This is a genomic window from Methanoregula sp. (genome assembly GCF_049510175.1).
Lineage (GTDB): Archaea > Halobacteriota > Methanomicrobia > Methanomicrobiales > Methanospirillaceae > Methanoregula.
Genome location: NZ_JBEKZF010000002.1, coordinates 213,276 through 233,786 on the forward strand (window position 1 = coordinate 213,276; position 20,511 = coordinate 233,786).

Below are 20,511 nucleotides of genomic sequence, written 5' to 3' on the forward strand. Positions count from 1 at the left end.
TCCAGGCAAAACCTGTATGATGCCTTTTCCCTCAGGCCACATTAACTTTCGTAAAACGGCACACCCATACTGTGGCTTCTGCTCGTATGGAAAAGATTTTTTCCGGTTCTTCGGCCTCCATGGCTAACGGCCCCGGTATGCCCACACCAAATATTTTTTACTCTCTTACCTCAAAGTGAGTCAGGTAGTAAAGGGACGAAAAACTTTGAACGGTACAGCAGATGCACCGCGTATCATCTCGTGGAACATAACCCTCAGGTGCCCCTTGAAGTGTTCCCACTGTTATGTGGACGCGGGTGAACAGGAAGCAGCCGGAGTGCTCTCCACACAGGAAGCATTCTCCGTCATAGATCAGATCTGCGAGACCGGAAAACCGGTCGTTGTGCTGAGCGGAGGCGAACCACTCCTTCGCGAGGACCTCTATGCCATTGCACGGTATGGTACGGAGCAGGGACTCCGGATGGTCATGGGTACCAGCGGGTACTTCATCGATCAGAAGACTGCGGTAAAACTTAAGGAAGCGGGAATCCGGGCTGTAGCCATAAGCCTGGATTCGAAAGACCCTGCCACCCACGATTTCTTCCGTGGTCTTGAGGGTGTCTGGGAGAGAGCAGTCCGGGCCATCGGGTACTGCCGCGATGTAGGTATCGCAGTCCAGATCAACATGTCGGTGATGCGATCGGTCGTTAATGAGGTAGAAGATGTTATCGGACTCGGGACGTCTCTCGGGGTCCATGATTACCAGCTCTTTTTCCCGGTTCCTACCGGCAGGGCACGGCAGATCGAGCCCCGCAGCCCGGCGGAATACGAGGAGATGATCCGACAGATCCTTATCCGGTACCGGGACAGCGACCTCAACATCCGCCCTACCTGCGCTCCACAGTTCCGCAGGATAGTAGATGAGCTTGGTATTACCAACCCGGTATGGGGACGTGGCTGCCTTGCCGGCATCACCTACTGCCGGATTTTTGCCAATGGCGATGTAACCCCCTGCCCATACCTGCCGGTGAGCGCCGGCAATGTCCGGACAACGCCGTTCTCAGAGATCTGGCACAACTCCCCGCTCTTTGCCGCACTCCGCGATCCGTCACGGCTGACGGGAAAGTGCGGGCAGTGCGGGTACAAAACATCCTGCGGCGGATGCCGGGCCCGGGCATACCGGCGGGAGGACGCGACCTCTCCCCTCTGGTGTGACGGTCTTGCAACGCCGGATACGCTCAACGGGGAGTGCTGTGGTGAAGATCCGTGGTGCCCGTATCAGCCCGGAGATGTGACCTCATGAGCGGCTCGTTCCTGCCGGACCAGACCGATCTGGCAATCCTCAATGCCCTGCAGGATGATCTCCCGCTCGTATCCCGGCCATGGAAAGCGATCTCTGAACGGCTGGGGATTACGGAAACTGAGATAATCAGCCGTATGAACCGGTTGAAGTATACAGGAATTATCCGGGGCATAACCCCCGTGCTTGAATCCCGGCATCTCGGCCTGCATGCCGCAACACTGGTTGCCCTCCACGTACCGGAGGATAGAATGGACGAGATCGCAGCCATCATCAGCAGCTATGCGGAAGTATCGCATAATTTCCAGCGGGATCATTACTATTCTCTCTGGTTCACGATAGCTGCACAAGACGAGGACGGTATCCGCAACGTGCTGGATCAGATCCTGCAACGCACGGACATACCGGAACCTGATGTTCTCGATCTGCCAACGATAAAAAAGATAAAAATTGATGTGCGGTTCTCCTTTTTGCCCGCACAAATCAGGGAGAATACCGATGGACCCGATTGATATTCACCTGCTCCGGGAACTGGAACACGGGCTTCCACTTGTCCCGGCCCCCTTTGAAGAGATCGGAAAACGGTTCGGCCTCAGCGGTGACGAAGTAATGGATCGGATTCGGCTCCTGAAGGAAGCTGGTATCATCCGGAAATTCCGTGCCCGCATCGATCAGCGGAAGGTAAATATTACCGCAAATGCCCTTGTGGCGTGGAAACCGGCAGGATCCGGAGGAGACGACCTTGGAAAACTGCTCGCTGCATTTTCCTCCGTAACCCATTGCTATGAACGCAGGCCAATACCGGGCCGGTGGGAGTACACCCATTATACCGTGCATCACGGGTATAGCAAAGATCAGGTGCTTGACGAAGTGAGGGCTGTTGCAGAAAAGATCGGCTGCCCGGATTATGCGGTCCTCTTCAGCACCCGTGAGTTTAAGCGTGTGCCGAATGTTCGGATGAGGGAGAACGGAGGAGGAATCCTATGAACCGGATTACGCAATGTATGCATGGACGGGGAACCGTGAGCGGTGTGATGCGACACCGCCACAAACCACAGACCGATGTGCCCAGCAGTTATCTGGCATTCTCGGGGATGTACCGGCCGGTGGTTTTCTGGAATCTCACCAATCGCTGCAACATGAGCTGTACCCATTGTTACAGCAAATCGGGACCGGGACGCACAACTGAGGGAGAACTCACGACCGCTGAAGCGCTGATCGTCATCGATGACCTTGCGGATATGGGTGTCCCGCTCATCCTGTTCACCGGTGGAGAACCTCTCTTGCGCGAGGATATCTGGGATCTGGCACGTTATGCTAAAAACTGTGGTCTCAAAATGGCAATCAGCACCAACGGTACGCTGATCACTCCTGAGATTGCCCGCAGGATCAAGGACAGCGGGATCGAGTATGCCGGAATCTCGCTGGACGGTGCACGGGCAGAGACCCATGACCGGTTCCGGAATTCACCCAGTGCGTTTGAGCAGACGATCAGAGCATTCGCCTCCTGTAAGGAAGCTGGGCTCCGGTGCGGAGTTCGGGTTACACTCACAAAGGAGAACTGCCGGGAACTTGAATCGCTGGTTGATCTCTCACTCTCGCTCGGAGCCTCCCGCTTCTGCCTGTACTGGCTTGTGCCGACAGGGCGGGGAAGTGATTCTTATACCCGGTTGCAACTGGACCGGGACGAGGTGATCGAAGCCCTCAGTCTCCTCTACCGGAAAGCAAAGGAGACCGATCCCGCAGCAATGGAGTTCCTCACGGTCGATGCTCCGCAGGATTGTATCCACCTGCTCGCTTCCATGGAAAAGGACGGATCGGAAGATCTTGCTGAAGCTCGGGAGCTGCTGGAATCATTAAAAGGTGGGTGCAGTGCCGGTACCCGTGTTGCAAATATCGACGCACTAGGAAATGTGTATCCCTGCCAGTTCGCCCGCTCATCGGAATTTCTCGTCGGGAATATCAGAGGCCGGCTGTTCAGTAAGCTCTGGTCGGATGGTTCCAATCCTGTTCTCGCCCGGTTCCGGGAAAAGCAGGCCCGGTTCAGGGGCCGGTGTGGTGATTGTACCTATCGCGATCTCTGTGGCGGAGGATGCCGGGTCCGGGCACATGCCGTGGAGGGGAATTTTATGGCAGAGGATCCCTTCTGTTTTATAGCGGGAAATGGAGATACTGACCCTGAGGGAAAATAAGCCCTATTCGGGCTCCGTTTCCTGTCCCGATATCCCTGTCAATACCGGAAAACCCCGAAAAACTCTTTTTTTCTGTTCCTATGGAGAATAAGCCCTATTATTGATCTGTTTTCCAAAATACGGCAGAATTTCACCCCGCCTAAAGGCCACCAACGGCCCTTAAATCGTGCCGGTTTTTACCACTTATTTTACCCCATACGGGCCCCGGAAAGGCCACCGGACCGCGAATATGAAGGTCATTTTTTCCGACGAAGATCTAAAAATAGGGGTTATAGATAGTTGAACGACGTAAGCCGGTCGTGGAGCAGGTGCGAGCACGGCCAAGCTGTGCGAAGCGTGCGACGTGTGCGGCGACAGATAACCTCAGGGAACCATCACCTCCCCGATTCACCGATGATCAGATCAGGCTTGTGAATTTCTTCCGGAACTTTTCAATCTTCTCGTTTGTCAGCCGGTCGATGACATCAAGGAGCTCTGCATTGAATGATTCCGCCGTACTGATAAGTGTAACCACGTCATCACGGACCGGTGCGGAGGTAACATAATACTGTTTGTCAATCCGCTCGGTCTTTGCATATTCCAGATCGGTATTATCGATGGCAAAGACTTCTGTGAGCAGGATTATTGCTGCCGTATGATTCTCGCACTTGATGCCCGTGGCGAAGAAGAGGGCCAGGACCGAGTAGTACATGCTGTAATAGGCCATCGAGACACACTGCTCGAAGAGATCATTGTCGAGTAGCAGCCTGGCCGATGTGAGGTGGCTTTCAGACTTTTTCAGGTAAGCAGTCTTCATTTCATCGCTGGGAGCTACCAGCTGGAGCGTGGCATCCTTATGCAGTTTCTTTAAAAAACCCTGTCTTGTCAAAGTACACCTCAAAGCCTCTGATGATAACGTGGTCTTTCATTATTTCCCGGATAAGCAAGTTCCTGGTATCGAATACTCCGATCTTCACACTGAGTGACGAATGTTTCTGTTCGAGCTGTTTCTTCTTGTGGGAGTCGGATGTTTCGATATAGATATCGATGTCGCTTCCTTTTGTTGCAAGGCCCTTTGCATAGCTCCCGTACAGGATGGCAAGTGGGATCTCCGGCATCTCCTGGATAGCCTGGACAATTCCCCGCAGGACCGGATACCTGCTCACGACTGAGGACTGTTTGTAGATTTCAGCGATTATCGCGGCATTCCTGCTCTCGATGGTCCGCTTGAGGGTGAAGACTTTGTTCTTCCCCTCCATCCGGAAATCAACAATGTTCTCTTCGGTGAGATCGCGGAGTTTGCGCAGAACCGTGGCGTGGTTGCTGCTGAGCTGTTCGGCGATGGCCCGGGTATGAAGATCCTCTTTGATGAGGAGCGCAACAATTTCATTGGTCAAATTTTGTTCCACATGGTTCATTTTTGAACCGATCCAACATAAGGGTTGTGGTTGGCACGCAGACGCTCGGTCATGTTCGTCTCCACGGGCTTGCGCCCGTTCCACTCACATCACTTCACTGTTTTTTGGAGTTGCCTTATTGAAATGATGATGCCCCTGGCTTGTCGCGATGCTCCGGCGCCAGCAGCGTCTTCGTACCAACAGGGTAACCCCGGAAAGCAAGGAAGAGTCTGTGAGCGGAGCGGAATGGAGGCGAGTGCCAGCGAGCCGGAGTGCAGCGGAAACGAACAGTCTCGACCGATCTTCATGTCAACAGAAGGATCATGGTGATAGGTATCATGTTGGTCTTCTCACCGCCGCCCCGCTGCGCACGCTTCGTGCACCTTCGGCGCACTCGAACGTGCTCCGCGGACCGGCTCCCTCGTGAATCCTGAATTTTTGTTCCTGATGCTGATTTTAATATCTCATGCGCGAAATGGAATAGGACAAATTTTCTTTATGAAAATTTGCCGAGTGTATTCATCCAAGACACGATCCACCCCCGTAGTGTAGCGGTCAATCATGCAGGACTTTGGATCCGGCGACACCAGTTCGAATCTGGTCGGGGGTATTCATCCGTATTCGCAGCACTTTTATAGCAGCGGGTAAGAGAAAAGTGCATGCAGGAAGGGCTCCGGTTCCGGCTTCAGGTCTATATTACGGTCCTTGCAGTTGTTGTCATCTGCGGCACAATCGGCCTGATGCTTGCTGAAGACCTGCACCCCTTTGATGCCCTGTACTTTGTCATCGTGACAATTGCAACGGTTGGATTTGGCGATATTTCTCCTCATACGGTCCCGGGTAAAGTGATTACCCTTGTGATCATCCTGACCGGTGTCGGCTGTTTCGTCGCCGTTGCAGCCAATGCCGTCGAGTACTTCATTGCCGAGCGTGAATATACCGAGCGCACGCGTAAGATGGACATGCTTGTAGGGGTTTTCTTCTCGGAAGTCGGGACCTCCCTGCTCCGGATGTTTTCCGCAGTCGATCCGGCGATCGATGAAATCCGGGACGCACTTGTCATCTCCAGCACCTGGTCGGATAGTGATTTTGCACGTTCAGGCACGTTCATATCGGAGCACAAAACCGTGATCCGAAGTCCAAGTCTCGATATTTCGGAGCTGAACCGTTTTTTATCCCGGAACAAGCCCCTGATGCTTGCGATGCTGGAGAACCCGTACCTGATCGAACACGACACATTCACGGAGCTGATGCAGGCGCTCTTCCATGTGACCGAGGAGCTGCGGGTCCGTGACCGGCTTGTCGATCTTCCGGATACTGACTATGCCCACTTGTCCGGGGACATCAACCGGGTCTACGGGTTCCTGATCCGCGAATGGCTGGTCTACATGCAGCACCTGAAGGCGAACTACCCGTACCTGTTCTCCCTTGCAATGCGGACCAACCCGTTCGATGCCCATGCATCGCCGATTGTGACCTAATCATCCTGAGTCTTGGACATTTCAAAAAAGGATTACTCAGGTGCTGCAAGCAGGTTGTCACAGACCGGTGGAATGACAATAACCGGGATGGTAAAATACGGCTTGATCTCCGCCCGTGTAAGTCTCCGCAGTTGTTTTTTGGATAACCGGGTCCGTTCACTTACCCGTTCCGATAGGCTGTCCGGTACTGCATTCCGCAGCGATGTTGTGGCGATGTTGAATGCGGCATTCACATCGGCATGCGCCACGAACCCGCAGTGCGGGCACTCGAAATGCTTACGCGTCCGTCTCCCAAACTGCCCGCAGCGGCTGCACCTTTTCGATGTATAGGCCGGGTTGACGTATATCACCGGAATTCCTCTTTCCAGCGCCCGCTTCTCTACCAGGTGTTGCAGTGAGAAGAACGACCCGTTCTCAAAGGAGAACACAAACGGGTTTGAAGAGTCTTTGCGATGCGAGTAACGGGTGGAAAAGAGTCTTTCGAACTTTATACCGGTCCCGAGCGATTCCGCAAAGGAAACGATCTGCCGGCAGATGGCATGGAGTGCGGATTTGAATTTTTTTCTCTCGCGCGTCTTGGTTTTTTTAAGTTTCCAGAGTTTGCCTTCCTTGTATAATTTTGTACAGTTCTTCAGGGAATGGCTGTGAACATAGTGGATATTTTTCCCCAGTTTCATTACTTTTCCGCTGTAAGGGTCGGCAGCAACGGCCACATGGCCGGTTGTGTTGAGGTCAACGCCGATCCAGCGGGTCATCAGGAGTGTGGCTGGATGAAATCTGATCACCTGTAACCTTATCTGGAATTCAACCGCTGTACGAACTACCTGGATTATGGAGCACGTTCTGGTATCCAATCCTCCTCTGTTACAGGAGAATACCCTCCTGCTCACGAATATATGTTGCGGTCAGACAGACCCGGATTAAAAAAAGAATGATAATGCATATTTTTTCGGGAATGCCATCTACACCATCACGGCATAGGCAACCAGCGAGAGGAGAAACGCGAGGAGCAGCATCGCGAGGGAGAGGGGGGCAACAAATACCAGCATCGCATTCACGGTGCTTGCAAGCTGGGATATCCGGTTGGACCCAAAGACAACGACATGCTCGCAGTGTGCCGTGCCGGCTGCGGTTTCTGCGGGTGTCAGGTCGTCAGCGGCTGCGCGGACAGCCTGCATGACAAAGGGAAGGAATTCGGAAACCGGGACATGCATGCCGACCGGATTTTTTCCGGTGATGGTGTTTACGACATGGGAGTCGGTAGTCATCACTTCTGCACGGTCGACAAGGATGAGGACGTGTTCCAGGATTTTTTCCCGCACCCCGGCAGCGATGTTATTTCCATCGATGAGGACATAGGCAGTACGCTGCCCCACCACATCCACCAGCATGACCTGTATTCCCAGATCGCCGAATCCCTGCTCCCTGCTGTAAGGGAGCCTCGTGTGGGAAACCCCGATGCGGAACGGGTGAACGGGGGAAGCATGGCATTTTTCCATCGCATCAATGGATGCCTGCTGGTACTCAGTTGCGGTCAGTGTTGCAAGAAGAACCGGGGACGAGAGATCGGTCATGCAGTTATGGGCATCAACAACCGCGACGTTGGGGAACCAGCGGTGGCCCTCGGCCATGATCGTCGCTCCGATCGAGAAGTCTACGTCCTCCGTCCTGTGAGGAGAGCGCGTTGTGACAAGGAGCACGGAATCTCCGAATTTCTGGCAGAGAACCTGAACGGATCCCACCGACACGATGTCAGATTTGCCCGCCCCGGTCGAATAGGTCAGATCCTCCCGGGATCTTTTCAGGGCATCGATCACTTTGTTGCTCTCGGACTCCGATACGAGGTTGAAGTCATGTGTGGCGCACCCGTGTGCAACCAGTGTCTCGTCGTCGAAACTATCGTGCAGGATCTTGGGAAGATTACCCCCGCCAATCTCCCCCATCGGGCCGGGATGCAGGTTCGGGACGGTGAACATGACTTGTTCTCCCTGCTCTCTCCGGAAGAAGAAACTCACCTGAGGGACAAAGATCTCCTCCCCGATCTCGCGGAAGAAATCCTCCATGCCCTTGGATCCATCCGTCATGTGGGCGATGAATGCGTTGATGAAGGCCAGCCCGCGGATCTTGAATGCTTTCCGTAGCGGGCGTTCGATCATCCAGATAAGAATGGCAAAACCAAGCCCGAAAACGATATGGAGGACCAGTGCGAAAATGCCAAACGAGGGAGAGAACAAGAACATACCGGCAAGGACGCCCACACCGCTCTGGGTGAGGGCCGGTATGATCATCTTTGGCACCCGGTAATCCGCTATTGCCACGAGCACGAACAACCGGAGCCCGAAAATAAAGCCCAGTGAGATTGCATATAAAAGGGGTATCAGCTTGACCGAAACTGCCAGTGCCGCGAGCGTGATAATAACACCGAAAACCGTACAGGCAAGTGCGAGCAGGGCAGAACGGTTCCAGGTCATGGTCTTCCCGCTGTATTCGATGATCGGCTTCGTCAGGACCAGTGCGGCGATAGCGGGAATGGTGAATGCAATCGTACCGGAAAACAGGAATTTTTCCGGCAGGGCCAGGTAATTACTAATAACAGCCGGTACGGGAAATGCGATAATTCCTGAAGAAGGAAGGCTCAGCCATGCACGGGCATTTGCCCCATCGATGATCAGGCCGAGGAGTATAATGAGGAGAAGAGATCGTTTCCAGTTGGGTGCAGTGAAAATATACCGGGTGAGTTGTCCCAGTTTCACATCACTGCTTTGCGCCATTATGCAAACCCTCCTAATACAAGTTCATGGCGGTCAGGTGTTGAATGAATCTGTGCTGAAGAATAGGTGATCGGGCGCGAGTAAAACGGTGCGTTCAGCGTGATACTCTCATACTCCCCACCCTCTCCCGCGAGATTAATGCGTCGTGTTGCGGCAACGCGTTTGAGCCGTTGGATAAGTGCATCGTCAATACGGGCGCCAAGGAAACTTGCATCAAGCCCTTCCGCTGCAGTGACGATGATTCGCGCATCCATCAGCAGGGCTACTTCCCGCAGGAGGAGTTCGGTGTCCATATGCCAGAGCGGGGTGAACAACTCCAGCCCCAGCCGGTCAGTGATCGCCTTCACGCGTTCTGCCTGATATTCCGAAGCAACTGCCCCTGCAATCACCCCTTCGACATCCAGACGTGCGAGTCCGGACTCAAGGTCAGCAAGTTCCTCCTCCTTGTTTCCCTCGGTGGTAATCTCCACGTACTGCATATTGGCGACCTGTGCAATGACCGGTACGACATCCAGGTTCGCAGAGTGAAACATATAGGAGTCGCGGTTTTCCGGGCGTGCGGTGACCAGATATTGTACATCTTTGCCACTGTCGATTGCTTTCTGGCACGAGAGGATCGAATCTTTTCCACCGGATGTGAGCGCCGCCCAGCTCATGCAGCCTCCCCCTTTTTCTGTGGTGCATCCAGAACCCCGAAGTGCTGGCGGTACCGGGACAACATGGTCTCCCAGTCAGGGAGGTGCGTCTGGCAGCCGACATGCTCCACAACAAATGATGCGGTCACTGTGCCGATCCTGCAGCAGGTAAGGGGGGGATACCCCCGGACGTATGCAGAGAGGAACCCTGCGCGATAGGAATCCCCTGCACCGGTAGGATCAGCGAGTGTCACCGGTACTACCGGAATGAAATACTCGGCCCCCCCGGTATAGAGAGTGCTCCCGTCGCCGCTCATGGTGAAGATTGCCATATTGACCTTGCCGATGAGGGCTTCGCGGGTGATCCCCAGCGTGGTGCACATCTGCTTCACCTCGTGATGGTTCGCAAAGAGGATGTCGGTATTGATGATAATCGACTCCAGCTGTTCTTTGTTATACCAGAACACGTCCTGCCCGGGATCGAAAGAGACAAACTCGCTCTTCGCGGCGACCCTGCAGTTAAACTCGGGGTCCGCTGTCGCCATATGCACGAGCGGCAGGGAGGGCGCCTCCGCGGTCCTGAATGCCCGGGATGCCCCCCACTCGAAGAAGGTCATCTGGTCGCCGTTGTCATCAGTAAACATGAACGCCGTTGGCGTGTGAGCATCCGGAATAACGAAAAACTGCTGGCGGATCCCAAGATTCGTCATCCAGTGGTCATAATCACTCCCGGCAAAATCGCTGCCCACGCAGGAATGGAGCGTGACACGCTCGCCAAGGGTGGCAATGCCGGCAGCGATATTGGACGCCCCGCCGCCATAGTAGATCTGGCGGTCAGTAATATGGGTTGAACAGTTCTTTTCCGGGAGGTGGGGCACCCGTGAAATATGGTCTATGGCGGTGTGCCCGACTATATGGATCATTGTTCCTGCACATCCATGAGTTTGAGGGGGATGTCGCGCAGCGCCTTGCCGATCACGGACTTTGCGATCCGCCCCGCGTGTTCTCCGGATTCAGCCCTGAACACCTTCATCTCGAGGACAAGGCCCACAAGTGCGGTATCCGCAACGACAATCGCGCTCGAGAGCGTCTCCTCGCAGTACGGGCAGGTAAGGTAACCTGCCTCGACTTCCACATATTTTGCAGCGGGGTTCAGCCGTTTCCCGGCTTCGCTGATTGCGATCCCGATGGCATCATCCAGGGATTTCACATCGCGGACAAGCCACGCGGATTCAATTGTTACGACATAGTCTGGCATGTTCTCTCCTTTACCAGGTTTCGCGGTGCACGTGTTCCCCGATCGCCATGTGTGCGGTTTGTTGCCCGGGGGGGTGGCCCCTGCCGATAGCGAGCAGAGCAATGGGACGGATATGCGGGGGGAGATCGAGGATTTCACGCACTGCATCATCATCAAACGCCCCCGTCCAGCAGCTCTGCAGGTTTCGTGCATGTGCGGCGAGCATCATGTATGTACAGGCTATTGTTGCATCTTCCAGTGCATAGAGGATTCCCCGCTCACCATACCGGGACATCGAGCGGACATAGTTGGAGCAGACCGCAAGGATGACCGGTGCCTGTTCCAGGTGCGGCTGGCCAAATGCAGCCTCGGCAAGTGCCAGACGTGTATCTTCTTCCGTAACTACGATAACATCCCATGCTTCAAGGTTGCCGGCACTCGGAGCCGTGCTGGCGCATTTCAGGAAATAATCAATCTCCTCTTCGGAAACTGACTCATCATCGTATTCCCGGACCGAAGAACGCCCTGTCAGGAATGGAAGGAAATCAGAGGAGTCCATGTCCCGACAGTACCTGCCATGCTTCCTGCGCCGGTGTGGTGGATGCACTGATCGCCGCTGCAACCTTCTGAGATGCCTGTTCAGGCTGGTTGCTTTCGACCAGGGAGATCGCCTCGTTGAGGGAATTAATCGCCTTCTGGAACTCGGTCTTGCCGGTGCTCTGTACGGCAAACTGGATCTCGCTCCTGGTAAATTCCATCATCATGAGGAGCATGCGGCGGCCTCCGGGACGTTCCTGTTCTGAAAAGCCTGTGAGTGCAAGGCAGAGCTGTGCGATCATGATCAGTTCGGACTTTGCCCGTTCCCCGAACTGGTAACTCTTTACTGCTGTTGGAAGATCCATAGTCACCATAGTTGTTGGGGATAAAAGATAGTTATCCTTGACGGAATGAATCTCAGGACTTGACCACATCAGCGTGTGAAAAAAGAGGTTTCGTGGCCTTAACCCATCACGGGCCCTATTGAGTATATGATAGTTTACCGGGAAGACTTGGCCTTTGCACCGAGTGCGGAGACCTTTGGCCGCTTCATGTGCCGGCGGATCATGGGGTTTGCCGTTGATTCGTTCATGCCGGAACCCCCCGATCGGTCACCGCCGCGCCTGCTGCCGCCACGTCTTCCTCCGCCGCGCCCGCCCATTGCCTCGGCTGCCTGGTCGATCTGCTTTACATTGGCGCCAGCCTTGAAGCGCTGGTTCGGACCCGGGGTCTTCGCCTCGCCTTCCTTCTTGGGGACGAGCCGGATCTGTCCTTTCACGCCTTTTACCTGTGCCCAGAGGGTTGTACCTGTCTTACCCATAATTAGACTCCTTATCTAATTCTGCCGTGCGGGTGATAAATGTTGGGGCAGGGCTGGTAGGGTGCGTGAAAATCCCAGGTAAGGTGAGGGCACTCCCTCACATTCCTCCGAGTGCCTTCTCAATCTCCTTCTTCAGGACCTCACTGACAAGTTTCCCGTCAACCGATCCCCGCACCTCTGCCATGACCACACCCATGAGAGGACCAAGCGCGGCCTTCCCTTTCTGCGCGACAAAGTCGGAGCGGTCTCTTATGATCTTCCTGACAATTACTTCGAGTTCTTCGCGTGAGACGGAGGGTGCCTGTTTCTTGAGGGCTTCCTCAACGGTACTTCCGGCCGCGACGCTCCGTAAGATCTCCGATATCGCCTCTTTCGCCGCCCGCCCCCCATTCACCGCGTGCCATGCAGCAAGATATGCGTCGTCGGGGATTTTCCTGATATCGACACCGTCCCTCCTGAGTTCAGTCGATGTAGACAGGATCGTAAATGCGGCGAGTTTGGGTTGGATACCCTCGTTTACCGCGCGTTCAAACAGGGGGAGTTTTTCGGAACCGGCAAGCTTCAGAGCATACGGGCGATCGATCTCATACTCTTTCATATACCGCTCCGCCCGCGTGGTCAGCAGTTCGGGAACAGTAATGGCATTCCACCATGCATCATCAATAACGACCGGGAGGACGTCCGTCTCCGGATACATCCGGGCTGCACCCGGCAGCGGGCGCATGTAGGCAGTGCTCCCGCTCTCAAGCATCTTCCTTGTCTCTTCGGGAACCGGTTTGTCTGAGAGGGCGATCGTTGCCCGGGTGATCACCTGGCTGATTGCGCACGATGCCCGTTTCTCACTGGCACCTGCAACAATAATCACACAATCCTCCTCCCCGGCGTTCATATGGTTTCTCAGGAGAGCGACTTCTTCTGCAGTAACCCCGTATGCCGGGAGTTCGTCGGTATGGAAGATCCCGCCGACCCCGCATTTCTTTGCATAATCCGACATTTCGCTGCCCAGCCGGCGCTCCGGCTGGATCTCGCGGCCAACGAGGCCGGCAAAACCTTTGAGGACAATCGCGTGGATCTTCTTTGCCTTCTTCAGCACCGTGGATTTTGTGTCCCTTAACAGGGAGGTGATGTCCTGTGCACTGGCATCATCCACGGATGCCCCCCGGTCTTTGAGTTCGTCGCGTATCGCAAGGAGGCTCTGCTGCCGCTGCACCTCGCGCCTGACAACCTCCGCGATCAGGTCCAGTTCCTGTACACCTTTGATCTCCACGCGGGCGCCCTGTGCGATCGAGATATTGACATCCTGACGGATCGTCCCGATCCCGCGCTTCACCTTACCAGTGGAGCGGAGCACCATGCCGATATATTCAGCAACCTTCTGCACGTCTTCAGGCGTATGCATGCAGGGGGATGTCGTGATCTCGATGAGGGGAATGCCGAGGCGGTCGAGCGAGAAGATGTCGTCCTTCACCCTCTGGGCCGCTTCCTCCTCAAGACAGATTGTCTCGATCTGCCCTCCGTTTGGCAGGGTCCCGCTCAATGCAACGAGGGCCGTGCGCTGGAACCCGCTCGTGTTCGAGCCGTCGATCACGAGCTTGCGCATCGTGTGCACCTGGGGGACCGGCGTCATGCCGAACATCTTCCCGAGGGTAAGACAGACCGAGAGCGCCTCATCGTTCATCGGTGCGGGGGGCTCCTCGTCATTCTCGACAAGGCAGGTCGTATCGTAGGTGTAGTATCGGAACCGGCGGTCATGCTTCATCTCTTCCTTTGCCGCCCGGTCGATCTCCCCCATCTCGCTGACCGTCGCACGCAGGAACCGTGAAAATTCGCCGTTATGTTCGGCTGTCTCTCGGAGTGCAGTCGGGCAGTGGCAGAAGAGTTTCTCTGCGGTATCCAGCTGCTGGTGGATCTCGATCCCGGCAACAAGGCGGGCCTTCTTATAATCCATGGGCGCTCCTTCGGTTGCACTCCCCTTTGAGATCCGTCTGCATCAGGATCTGCGCCTTCTTGTTGTTCTTCTCGTTGCCGAGCACCCACATCAGCTTGACCAGCGCCGCTTCCGGCAGCATATCGCCGCCTTCAATGACCCCGGCACCGAGCAGGTCGCGCCCGGTATCGTATACGCGATCACAGACCCTCCCGTTCATGCACTGCGAGGTCATGACTACCATGGTCCCTGCATCGGTGAGACGCCTCAGTTCCGGCAGGAGAACGGTGCTGGTATGCCCAAGACCGGTACCGGAGATCACGAGTCCGCGGTACCCTTCGAACCCCTTCAGAATCTCCGGTGACATCCCCGGGTAGAACTGTATGAGGGCACAGTGCGGTTCGAGCTTCTCATGGAGCGCCAGTTTGTGTTTCCCGCGCCGGACTGCCTCCGGTGCGAGCGTCACGGTGCGGGAAGGATATTCAACGTGCCCGAGCGGTGCGATCCCCATGCTCCGGAACGCGTCTCGGCGTGATGTGTGCATCTTCCGCACCCGTGTGCCACGGTGGATGGTACACCTGTCATCGTTGGTCGAGGCATGCATGACAACAGCGATCTCGCCAAGATCGCTCGTTGCAGCCGCAGCCGCACAGACCGCATTCATTGCGTTGTCGCTCGAAGGACGGTCGGCAGATCGCTGGGACCCGACAAAGACCACCGGCACCGGGGTATCGACCATGAAACTGAGGGCGGCCGCACTATATGCCAGGGTGTCTGTCCCGTGGGTAACGATGATACCCTGTGAACCTCCCTGGATCTCCTTGCAGACCGCACGGGCGAGGTCCTGCCAGATGGCGGGGGTCATATTCTCCGAGAGGATGGTGGCAAGTGGGATGGTGCGGTAATTTGCGATCTCAGCGAGCTCGGGGATAGCGACGAGGATATCGCTGGCATTGAACTGGCTCGTCACGGAACCGGTCCGGTAATCGATCCGGCTTGCGATCGTCCCCCCCGTGGAGACGATGGAAAGGGTAGGAAGACTGCTGTTCTGTGCTACTTCATAGGGCTTTACCGCACCCGGTGACGGGCGTTCGATGAATGTGCAGACCCCGGGAGGTACGCCGATGTTATACCCGGAATCCATCTTGACGACAGCCATGCCGTCACGTTCGGTAATGTAAATGCCATTCCTGCTCTTCCCGCCGTAATCACACCGCACGAGATCCCCGGAAACGAACGGTGGGATTATGCTACCAGCCTCCGGGCCCTTGATATCAGGTCTTCTTTTGCCTTGGCAAGTTTTGCAAGCTTCTGGTCGATGAGTGCAGAGTCCGCATCGAGCTGCTTTTTGCGTTCGGCCACAGCAGCTTTTATGGCAACCGGTGCAGGGCCGCCGGGAGCTTTACGGAGAGCAATGGAATATTTCGGGTCGAGCACCTCATCGATCTTCTGCTGGGTGAGCCCTTTTCCGGTGAGCGAGACCCCTTCACCTACTTCCTGTGCTGCTTCCTCAAGTGTGACAAGGGAGAGGTCTCCTTTCCGGACCGCCCTGCCGACAATGTTGTGGGCAGTCCGGAAGGGGATATCGTAGGCTCGCACCAGAGAGTCCGCAAGTTCGGTTGCTGTTGAAAACCCCCTGCCGGCTTCCTCCCGCATCCGTTCTGTGTCGAACGTAGCACTTGCGAGCATGTCGATAAGGAGGCGAAGGCTCTCCTTTGTATCCTGCATCCCCCGCCAGATGTTGGGGGTGAGCTCCTGGAGGTCGCGGTTATAACTCATGGGGAGCCCCTTGACCGTGACGAGGGCACCGCTGAATGCACCGAAGACCGACCCGGTCTTTGCCCGCATGATCTCAGCCGTGTCCGGGTTCTTTTTCTGGGGCATGATGGATGAGGTGGAACAGAAGGCATCGTCAAGAGCAACAAATTTCACAAACGATGTGCTCCAGATGATCAGTTCCTCACAGAGCCGGCTTATGTTTGTCATGAGGATGGAAAGATCGGCAAGGACCTCGAGGGCAAAGTCCCGCGTGGCCACGGCATCCATGGTATTGGTGACAAGACCGTCGAACCCAAGAAGGGATGCCGTGAATTCACGGTTGATGGGGTAACCGGTGGATGCAAAGGCAGCGGCTCCAAGAGGGGACTGGTTGACCCTCGCATATGCATCCCTGAGACGGTCAAAATCCCGGGAGAATGCCTGCTCGTAGGCGAGGAGGTGGTGGGCAAGGGTCGTGGGCTGGGCGTGCTGCAGGTGGGTGAACCCGGGCATGATACTGTCGGCATGTTTCTCCGACAGCGCGACCAGCACTTCCCGGACCTTCAGCAGTGCAGCCATCTGTTTGAGCAGGTCGTCCCGCAGCTTGATCCGGATGCAGGTCGCAACCTCGTCATTCCGCGACCGTCCCATGTGCATGCGGCCGCCGGCATCAACGCCAAGAGCCTCGATCAGGAGCGATTCGATCCCGGCATGCACATCCTCGAAACGGTCGTGGAAGGCTTCATCCGGTATCCCATCGTCATGAAGTTCGAGCAGTGCCGGGAGGAGCTTCCGGGTGGTCTCCCGCTCGTTGATCTTCTGCTTGTCCAGCATGAGCACGTGGGCAATATCAACAAGGATATCCGCATCGGCAATACAGCGGTCTGCACGCATCGATGAGAGGAAGTGCATCATCTCGCCGCTTCTCTCACCGGAAAGGCGCCCCAGCCTTACAACGTCGGTTCGCATCCGTTCACCATCCGGTTTGTACTCGTTTACCTATTTGCTCTGCACTGATTAAAGCCACGCCTTGCGTGCCGCAAGTTCAATCGCCCGTTGTACCGATTCGCGGGGGATTATTGTCGCCACCGGGACGTGCACCAGCTGTTCGATGATGCTGGATACGATCGGGGCGCAGACAATCGCAATCGCCCCTTCACGCTCCGCCCGTACCGCTGCGACAATTGCGTCTTCCATGGTGTGGACGGGATACTCCCGCACCCGCATGCGATGGCCATCGATCTCCGCCACCCGTTCCTCCACGCTCTCGAGCACCGGGCGCGCTGCGATGAGGCCGATGAAGTCTTCTGCACCAACATGATAGAACTGGCGCAGGGCACGGACGATCGAACGGAGGGTTGAGAGGTTGGGTGATCGCTTCCCATGCAGGATCTTGTAGAGCGAGCTCTGGGCAATCCCGCTCTTTTCCGATAATTCCCGCACGCTGATCCGCAGGTCGTGTCGGAGGAGGTCGTTGAGTGAGGTGACGAACTCTTCATCTGAGATAATTGCAGCGCGCATGAGCCGGTCGATGGGGTCTACCAGTGCCATATACCAGATACAAAGAGGCTAATTAAAGAAAAATATTTTCTTTTTGTCCTTAAAAGTAATGCCGGAGAACTGCGGGTTGTGGACATTAATGATAAAATAATTATCTTATTGTAAAATTTTCTCATTAAAATAGGACAAAATGAGAGAAATATTGCCCAGATAGTGTAATATTTAATAATCCCGAAACAACACTTCCGTATGAAGTCAATGAAGATCGCAGCGATTGCCCTCATCGCGATTGCCCTTCTCCTGATCACTGCCGGCTGCACACAGCCTTCGGCGACAACGAGCACGACATCCACTGCGGCACCAATCAAGGAACTCCGCATCGGTTACCAGCCCAGCACCCACCAGATGGCGGAGATTACTGCCATGGACAAGGGCTGGTGGCAGCAGGACTTGGCACCTCTCGGTGTGGTGAATGTGACGGACACGGTCTTCCCCACCGGGGCCCCTGAGATGCAGGCCATGCTTGCCGGAGATATTGATGTTGCCTACGTTGGCTCTGCCCCGGTCCTCAGCGCCGTAGCCACGGGGCTTGATGCGAAGATCGTTGCCGGTGTCAATACCCAGGGTTCCGACCTCGTGGTCAGGAATGACCTGAACTATAGCGGCCCGCAGAGCCTTAAAGGTCTGACGATTGCGACCTTCCCGGCCGGCACCATCCAGGACACGATCCTCCGTAACTGGCTCATGCAGAACAATATTACTCCGGATAAAGATGTCACGATCAAGGGAATGAACGGCGGTGACGCGGTCACGGCAATTGCTGCCGGCAAGGTCGACGCCGTCTTCCTGCCTACTCCGTCACCCAGTACAGTAGTCAACCTGGGCAAAGGGAAGATCGTTGTCCACTCTGGTGAAATGTATCCCAACCATACCTGCTGTGTCCTTGTAGTCAGCGGCAAGCTGATCCGGGAGCACCCGGAAATCGTGAGGCAGATCATCAAGACAAATGACAAGGCAGTTGCCTACAACGAGCAGAATCTTGATGAGGCAGCAGGGATCTTTTCGAATAAGACCGGTACGAAACTTGAGGATGTCAAAGATTCGTTAAAGGAATGGGATGGTAACTGGGCATCGGATCCGAATATCATTATCAATCCAGTTCTTGACTACGCCAGGATCCAGTACAACTCCGGGATCATCAAGAAGCCCCTCACCAAGGACGACCTCTTCGATCTGAGCTTCTACCAGAAGAGTTAACGCACCCTTTACCAACACTTTTTTTCCTTGAGGTTCTTTACTATACAGAACACCGGAGGATATTCCGGAAACAATGGTAAAAGGGACACGTATGGGATCGCACGTGCAGAAGAATGGAAAAGACCGGTGGCTCGGTGCCCTCGCGATCATCCTCGCGCTGGTCATATGGGAGATCATCGCTGCCGTCATCATCCGCTACCCCTTCATCCTGCCGGCACCCACCGATGTCGCCGCTGCATTTGTCAACCTCCTCCAGCATGGAACCCTCCTGCTTGACTTAAAGGACAGTCTGATCCATTTCGCCATCGGCCTGGGGGTTGCTATCCTTGTCGGCATCCCGCTCGGGATCGCCATGGGCTGGAACCATCGGTTCAATGCTTTCATCGACCCGATCGTTGAGATATTCCGCCCGATTCCCCCGCTCGCGTGGATCCCATTTGCGATCATCTGGTTCGGGCTCACCGCCTGGTCAGCAGGTTTTGTCATCTTCGCCGGGGCAGTTTTTCCCATCATCATCAACACCTACAGCGGGTTTCGCAGTGTGCCCCGGATCTTTGTCGAAGCGGGGAAGATGCTCGGGTGCACAAAGGACCGGGACCTGATCCGGTACATCGCATTCCCCGCAGCCCTTCCCTCTGTTGCCGCAGGTATCCGTATTGCGACAGGAGTTGGCTGGATGTGCCTGGTTGCTGCCGAGCTCTTTGGCGTCTCAAACTACGGGCTTGGCCAGAAGCTCTGGTGGTTCTACGACATCCACCAGATGGACAGCGTTGTTGTCTACATGATCATCCTCGGTTTCATAGGGCTTGCCTTCGATATGGTCTTCCGGTATTACCTTGACCGGCACTTCCTGAAGTGGCGGACCGGGGAGGTGGCATGAGATGGGGGATCTGCAGATACGCGACCTGAACCAGTTGTTTCCGCGCGACGATGGATCCGAGCTGAGCGTGCTCGAGCATCTCAGTTTTGAAGTCCATGACAAGGAGTTTGTCTGTATCCTCGGGTCTTCCGGCTGCGGCAAGACAACTCTCCTCCGCCTGATTGCCGGACTTGACGAGGCCAGGAGCGGATCCATCATTCTCGATGGCGAAGAGATAAAGAGCCCAAGCCCGAAGGTAGGTTTCGTTTTCCAGGAATACTCCCTGTTTCCGTGGCGTACTGTCATTGACAATATCGCGTTTGGCCTGGAGATGAAGGGGATGGTCAAGGAAGAACGCTACCGGATCGCGGAACACTACCTTGACCTCGTTAACCTTACCCAGTTCAGGAACAGCTACCCCTCCGAGCTCTCCGGGGGCATGCGGCAGCGGGTAGCCGTTGCCCGGGCGCTCGCGCTGGACCCGGTTCTTCTTTTGATGGACGAACCGTTCGGGGCCCTTGACGCCCAGACCCGGAACATGCTCCAGCAGGAGCTCCTCGGCATCTGGGAAAAGACCAGAAAGACGGTCGTTTTCATCACCCACAGCGTGGACGAGGCAGTCTTCCTGTCCGACCGGATTATCGTGCTCACACCCCGGCCGGGCCGGATCTGCAGGATCTTTCCGGTTGAACTCCCGCGTCCCCGCGACCGTACCAGCGTGGAGTTTGGGCAGGTCCGGCGCGATGTCCTTGACCTTATAAACCAGAACTGTTCTATCCAGTAAGGTTTAATACGCTCCATCTCCATTTTATTAAAGCAGTTTGTGAAGCGTACCGGCATCAATATCCGATTCATTTCCCGATATTTTTGCCCGCTTTTTAC

At 55.4% G+C, this 20,511-nt stretch carries 22 protein-coding genes and 1 tRNA gene; 9 read left to right on the top strand and 14 right to left on the bottom strand.

What is annotated here, in order from left to right:
• Nucleotides 1–175: 175 nt before the first annotated feature.
• Genes ABSG49_RS04140 through ABSG49_RS04155 form a run of 4 tightly spaced genes read left to right on the top strand, consistent with a single transcriptional unit; the run spans nucleotide 176 to nucleotide 3,471 of the window.
• Complete coding sequence (locus ABSG49_RS04140) at nucleotides 176–1,282, top strand: radical SAM protein (RefSeq protein ID WP_424024838.1); 1,107 nt, start codon at nucleotides 176–178, stop codon at nucleotides 1,280–1,282.
• Nucleotides 1,279–1,791 carry an Lrp/AsnC family transcriptional regulator gene (locus ABSG49_RS04145; RefSeq protein ID WP_424024839.1) on the top strand — a complete coding sequence of 171 codons (513 nt, stop codon included), beginning with the start codon at nucleotides 1,279–1,281 and terminating at the stop codon, nucleotides 1,789–1,791. The genes ABSG49_RS04140 and ABSG49_RS04145 overlap by 4 nt, the downstream gene beginning before the upstream one ends.
• A complete protein-coding gene (gene ahbB / locus ABSG49_RS04150; RefSeq protein WP_424024840.1) occupies nucleotides 1,778–2,266 on the top strand; it encodes a siroheme decarboxylase subunit beta in 489 nt (162 codons plus the stop codon). The genes ABSG49_RS04145 and ahbB overlap by 14 nt, the downstream gene beginning before the upstream one ends.
• On the top strand, nucleotides 2,263–3,471 hold the full coding sequence (locus ABSG49_RS04155) for a radical SAM protein (protein WP_424024841.1): 1,209 nt from the start codon (nucleotides 2,263–2,265) through the stop codon (nucleotides 3,469–3,471). The genes ahbB and ABSG49_RS04155 overlap by 4 nt, the downstream gene beginning before the upstream one ends.
• 397 nt (nucleotides 3,472–3,868) lie before the next feature.
• Here the strand turns inward: ABSG49_RS04155 and ABSG49_RS04160 are convergent, their stop codons facing one another.
• Both ABSG49_RS04160 and ABSG49_RS04165 read right to left on the bottom strand, forming a co-directional pair.
• Nucleotides 3,869–4,339, bottom strand: coding sequence for a HEPN domain-containing protein (locus tag ABSG49_RS04160; RefSeq protein ID WP_424024842.1), 471 nt, complete (start codon nucleotides 4,337–4,339; stop codon nucleotides 3,869–3,871).
• Nucleotides 4,305–4,847 carry a nucleotidyltransferase domain-containing protein gene (locus tag ABSG49_RS04165; RefSeq protein ID WP_424024843.1) on the bottom strand — a complete coding sequence of 181 codons (543 nt, stop codon included), beginning with the start codon at nucleotides 4,845–4,847 and terminating at the stop codon, nucleotides 4,305–4,307. The genes ABSG49_RS04160 and ABSG49_RS04165 overlap by 35 nt, the downstream gene beginning before the upstream one ends.
• A 537-nt stretch (nucleotides 4,848–5,384) precedes the next feature.
• Here ABSG49_RS04165 and ABSG49_RS04170 point away from each other — a divergent pair.
• Nucleotides 5,385–5,457: transfer RNA gene (locus ABSG49_RS04170), tRNA-Gln, on the top strand.
• Nucleotides 5,458–5,506: 49 nt separating this feature from the next.
• Entirely contained in the window at nucleotides 5,507–6,328 is an 822-nt protein-coding gene (locus ABSG49_RS04175; protein WP_424024844.1) for a potassium channel family protein, read from the top strand.
• Nucleotides 6,329–6,360: 32 nt separating this feature from the next.
• Here ABSG49_RS04175 and ABSG49_RS04180 read toward each other — a convergent pair whose 3' ends face one another.
• From ABSG49_RS04180 to ABSG49_RS04235, 12 genes are all read right to left on the bottom strand, one after another.
• Nucleotides 6,361–7,083: a zinc ribbon domain-containing protein gene (locus ABSG49_RS04180; protein WP_424024845.1), complete on the bottom strand. Its 723-nt coding sequence runs from the start codon at nucleotides 7,081–7,083 to the stop codon at nucleotides 6,361–6,363.
• Between the two features lie 207 nt (nucleotides 7,084–7,290).
• Nucleotides 7,291–9,099, bottom strand: coding sequence for a DUF2070 family protein (locus tag ABSG49_RS04185; protein WP_424024846.1), 1,809 nt, complete (start codon nucleotides 9,097–9,099; stop codon nucleotides 7,291–7,293).
• Nucleotides 9,099–9,755, bottom strand: a complete 657-nt coding sequence (locus ABSG49_RS04190; RefSeq protein ID WP_424024847.1) for a diphthine--ammonia ligase — start codon at nucleotides 9,753–9,755, stop codon at nucleotides 9,099–9,101. Before ABSG49_RS04190 ends, ABSG49_RS04185 begins: the two co-directional genes overlap by 1 nt.
• Nucleotides 9,752–10,657 (bottom strand): carbohydrate kinase family protein, encoded by a 906-nt coding sequence (locus ABSG49_RS04195; RefSeq protein WP_424024848.1) that lies wholly within the window; start codon nucleotides 10,655–10,657, stop codon nucleotides 9,752–9,754. The genes ABSG49_RS04190 and ABSG49_RS04195 overlap by 4 nt, the downstream gene beginning before the upstream one ends.
• Nucleotides 10,654–10,992, bottom strand: a complete 339-nt coding sequence (locus ABSG49_RS04200) for a DUF555 domain-containing protein (protein ID WP_424024849.1) — start codon at nucleotides 10,990–10,992, stop codon at nucleotides 10,654–10,656. The genes ABSG49_RS04195 and ABSG49_RS04200 overlap by 4 nt, the downstream gene beginning before the upstream one ends.
• A gap of 10 nt (nucleotides 10,993–11,002) precedes the next feature.
• A complete protein-coding gene (locus ABSG49_RS04205) occupies nucleotides 11,003–11,530 on the bottom strand; it encodes a nitroreductase family protein (protein WP_424024850.1) in 528 nt (175 codons plus the stop codon).
• Nucleotides 11,517–11,873 carry a hypothetical protein gene (locus tag ABSG49_RS04210; protein ID WP_424024851.1) on the bottom strand — a complete coding sequence of 119 codons (357 nt, stop codon included), beginning with the start codon at nucleotides 11,871–11,873 and terminating at the stop codon, nucleotides 11,517–11,519. Before ABSG49_RS04210 ends, ABSG49_RS04205 begins: the two co-directional genes overlap by 14 nt.
• Before the next feature lie 134 nt (nucleotides 11,874–12,007).
• Nucleotides 12,008–12,328 carry a DUF5350 domain-containing protein gene (locus ABSG49_RS04215; protein WP_424024852.1) on the bottom strand — a complete coding sequence of 107 codons (321 nt, stop codon included), beginning with the start codon at nucleotides 12,326–12,328 and terminating at the stop codon, nucleotides 12,008–12,010.
• 97 nt (nucleotides 12,329–12,425) lie between these two features.
• Nucleotides 12,426–14,276, bottom strand: a complete 1,851-nt coding sequence (gatE, locus tag ABSG49_RS04220) for a Glu-tRNA(Gln) amidotransferase subunit GatE (RefSeq protein WP_424024853.1) — start codon at nucleotides 14,274–14,276, stop codon at nucleotides 12,426–12,428.
• Nucleotides 14,266–15,474 (bottom strand): Glu-tRNA(Gln) amidotransferase subunit GatD, encoded by a 1,209-nt coding sequence (gatD, locus tag ABSG49_RS04225; protein WP_424024854.1) that lies wholly within the window; start codon nucleotides 15,472–15,474, stop codon nucleotides 14,266–14,268. Before gatD ends, gatE begins: the two co-directional genes overlap by 11 nt.
• A gap of 26 nt (nucleotides 15,475–15,500) precedes the next feature.
• Nucleotides 15,501–16,982 carry an argininosuccinate lyase gene (argH, locus tag ABSG49_RS04230; protein ID WP_424024855.1) on the bottom strand — a complete coding sequence of 494 codons (1,482 nt, stop codon included), beginning with the start codon at nucleotides 16,980–16,982 and terminating at the stop codon, nucleotides 15,501–15,503.
• A 48-nt stretch (nucleotides 16,983–17,030) separates the two neighbouring features.
• Nucleotides 17,031–17,564 (bottom strand): helix-turn-helix domain-containing protein, encoded by a 534-nt coding sequence (locus ABSG49_RS04235; RefSeq protein WP_424024856.1) that lies wholly within the window; start codon nucleotides 17,562–17,564, stop codon nucleotides 17,031–17,033.
• A gap of 198 nt (nucleotides 17,565–17,762) precedes the next feature.
• On the opposite strand from ABSG49_RS04235, the gene ABSG49_RS04240 reads away from it, so the two are divergent.
• The 3 genes from ABSG49_RS04240 to ABSG49_RS04250 all read left to right on the top strand — a co-directional run bounded on the left by ABSG49_RS04240 (nucleotide 17,763) and on the right by ABSG49_RS04250 (nucleotide 20,413).
• On the top strand, nucleotides 17,763–18,770 hold the full coding sequence (locus tag ABSG49_RS04240) for an ABC transporter substrate-binding protein (protein WP_424024857.1): 1,008 nt from the start codon (nucleotides 17,763–17,765) through the stop codon (nucleotides 18,768–18,770).
• Nucleotides 18,771–18,861: 91 nt separating this feature from the next.
• Entirely contained in the window at nucleotides 18,862–19,650 is a 789-nt protein-coding gene (locus tag ABSG49_RS04245; protein WP_424024858.1) for an ABC transporter permease, read from the top strand.
• A gap of 1 nt (nucleotide 19,651) precedes the next feature.
• Nucleotides 19,652–20,413, top strand: coding sequence for an ABC transporter ATP-binding protein (locus ABSG49_RS04250; RefSeq protein WP_424024859.1), 762 nt, complete (start codon nucleotides 19,652–19,654; stop codon nucleotides 20,411–20,413).
• Nucleotides 20,414–20,511: the final 98 nt, after the last annotated feature.

What these genes read in the sequence shown, in the direction of transcription:
- ABSG49_RS04145 (WP_424024839.1), top strand. Translation starts at nt 1,279, where the DNA reads ATGAGCGGCTCGTTCCTGCCGGACCAGACCGATCTGGCAATCCTCAAT.
- ABSG49_RS04180 (WP_424024845.1), bottom strand. Translation starts at nt 7,083, where the DNA reads ATGACCCGCTGGATCGGCGTTGACCTCAACACAACCGGCCATGTGGCC.
- argH (WP_424024855.1), bottom strand. Translation starts at nt 16,982, where the DNA reads ATGCGAACCGACGTTGTAAGGCTGGGGCGCCTTTCCGGTGAGAGAAGC.
- ABSG49_RS04185 (WP_424024846.1), bottom strand. Translation starts at nt 9,099, where the DNA reads ATGGCGCAAAGCAGTGATGTGAAACTGGGACAACTCACCCGGTATATT.
- ABSG49_RS04195 (WP_424024848.1), bottom strand. Translation starts at nt 10,657, where the DNA reads ATGATCCATATAGTCGGGCACACCGCCATAGACCATATTTCACGGGTG.
- ABSG49_RS04250 (WP_424024859.1), top strand. Translation starts at nt 19,652, where the DNA reads ATGGGGGATCTGCAGATACGCGACCTGAACCAGTTGTTTCCGCGCGAC.
- ABSG49_RS04215 (WP_424024852.1), bottom strand. Translation starts at nt 12,328, where the DNA reads ATGGGTAAGACAGGTACAACCCTCTGGGCACAGGTAAAAGGCGTGAAA.
- ABSG49_RS04240 (WP_424024857.1), top strand. Translation starts at nt 17,763, where the DNA reads ATGAAGTCAATGAAGATCGCAGCGATTGCCCTCATCGCGATTGCCCTT.
- ABSG49_RS04205 (WP_424024850.1), bottom strand. Translation starts at nt 11,530, where the DNA reads ATGGACTCCTCTGATTTCCTTCCATTCCTGACAGGGCGTTCTTCGGTC.
- ahbB (WP_424024840.1), top strand. Translation starts at nt 1,778, where the DNA reads ATGGACCCGATTGATATTCACCTGCTCCGGGAACTGGAACACGGGCTT.
- ABSG49_RS04190 (WP_424024847.1), bottom strand. Translation starts at nt 9,755, where the DNA reads ATGAGCTGGGCGGCGCTCACATCCGGTGGAAAAGATTCGATCCTCTCG.
- ABSG49_RS04200 (WP_424024849.1), bottom strand. Translation starts at nt 10,992, where the DNA reads ATGCCAGACTATGTCGTAACAATTGAATCCGCGTGGCTTGTCCGCGAT.
- ABSG49_RS04155 (WP_424024841.1), top strand. Translation starts at nt 2,263, where the DNA reads ATGAACCGGATTACGCAATGTATGCATGGACGGGGAACCGTGAGCGGT.
- ABSG49_RS04210 (WP_424024851.1), bottom strand. Translation starts at nt 11,873, where the DNA reads ATGGATCTTCCAACAGCAGTAAAGAGTTACCAGTTCGGGGAACGGGCA.
- ABSG49_RS04235 (WP_424024856.1), bottom strand. Translation starts at nt 17,564, where the DNA reads ATGGCACTGGTAGACCCCATCGACCGGCTCATGCGCGCTGCAATTATC.
- gatE (WP_424024853.1), bottom strand. Translation starts at nt 14,276, where the DNA reads ATGGATTATAAGAAGGCCCGCCTTGTTGCCGGGATCGAGATCCACCAG.
- ABSG49_RS04245 (WP_424024858.1), top strand. Translation starts at nt 18,862, where the DNA reads ATGGGATCGCACGTGCAGAAGAATGGAAAAGACCGGTGGCTCGGTGCC.
- ABSG49_RS04175 (WP_424024844.1), top strand. Translation starts at nt 5,507, where the DNA reads ATGCAGGAAGGGCTCCGGTTCCGGCTTCAGGTCTATATTACGGTCCTT.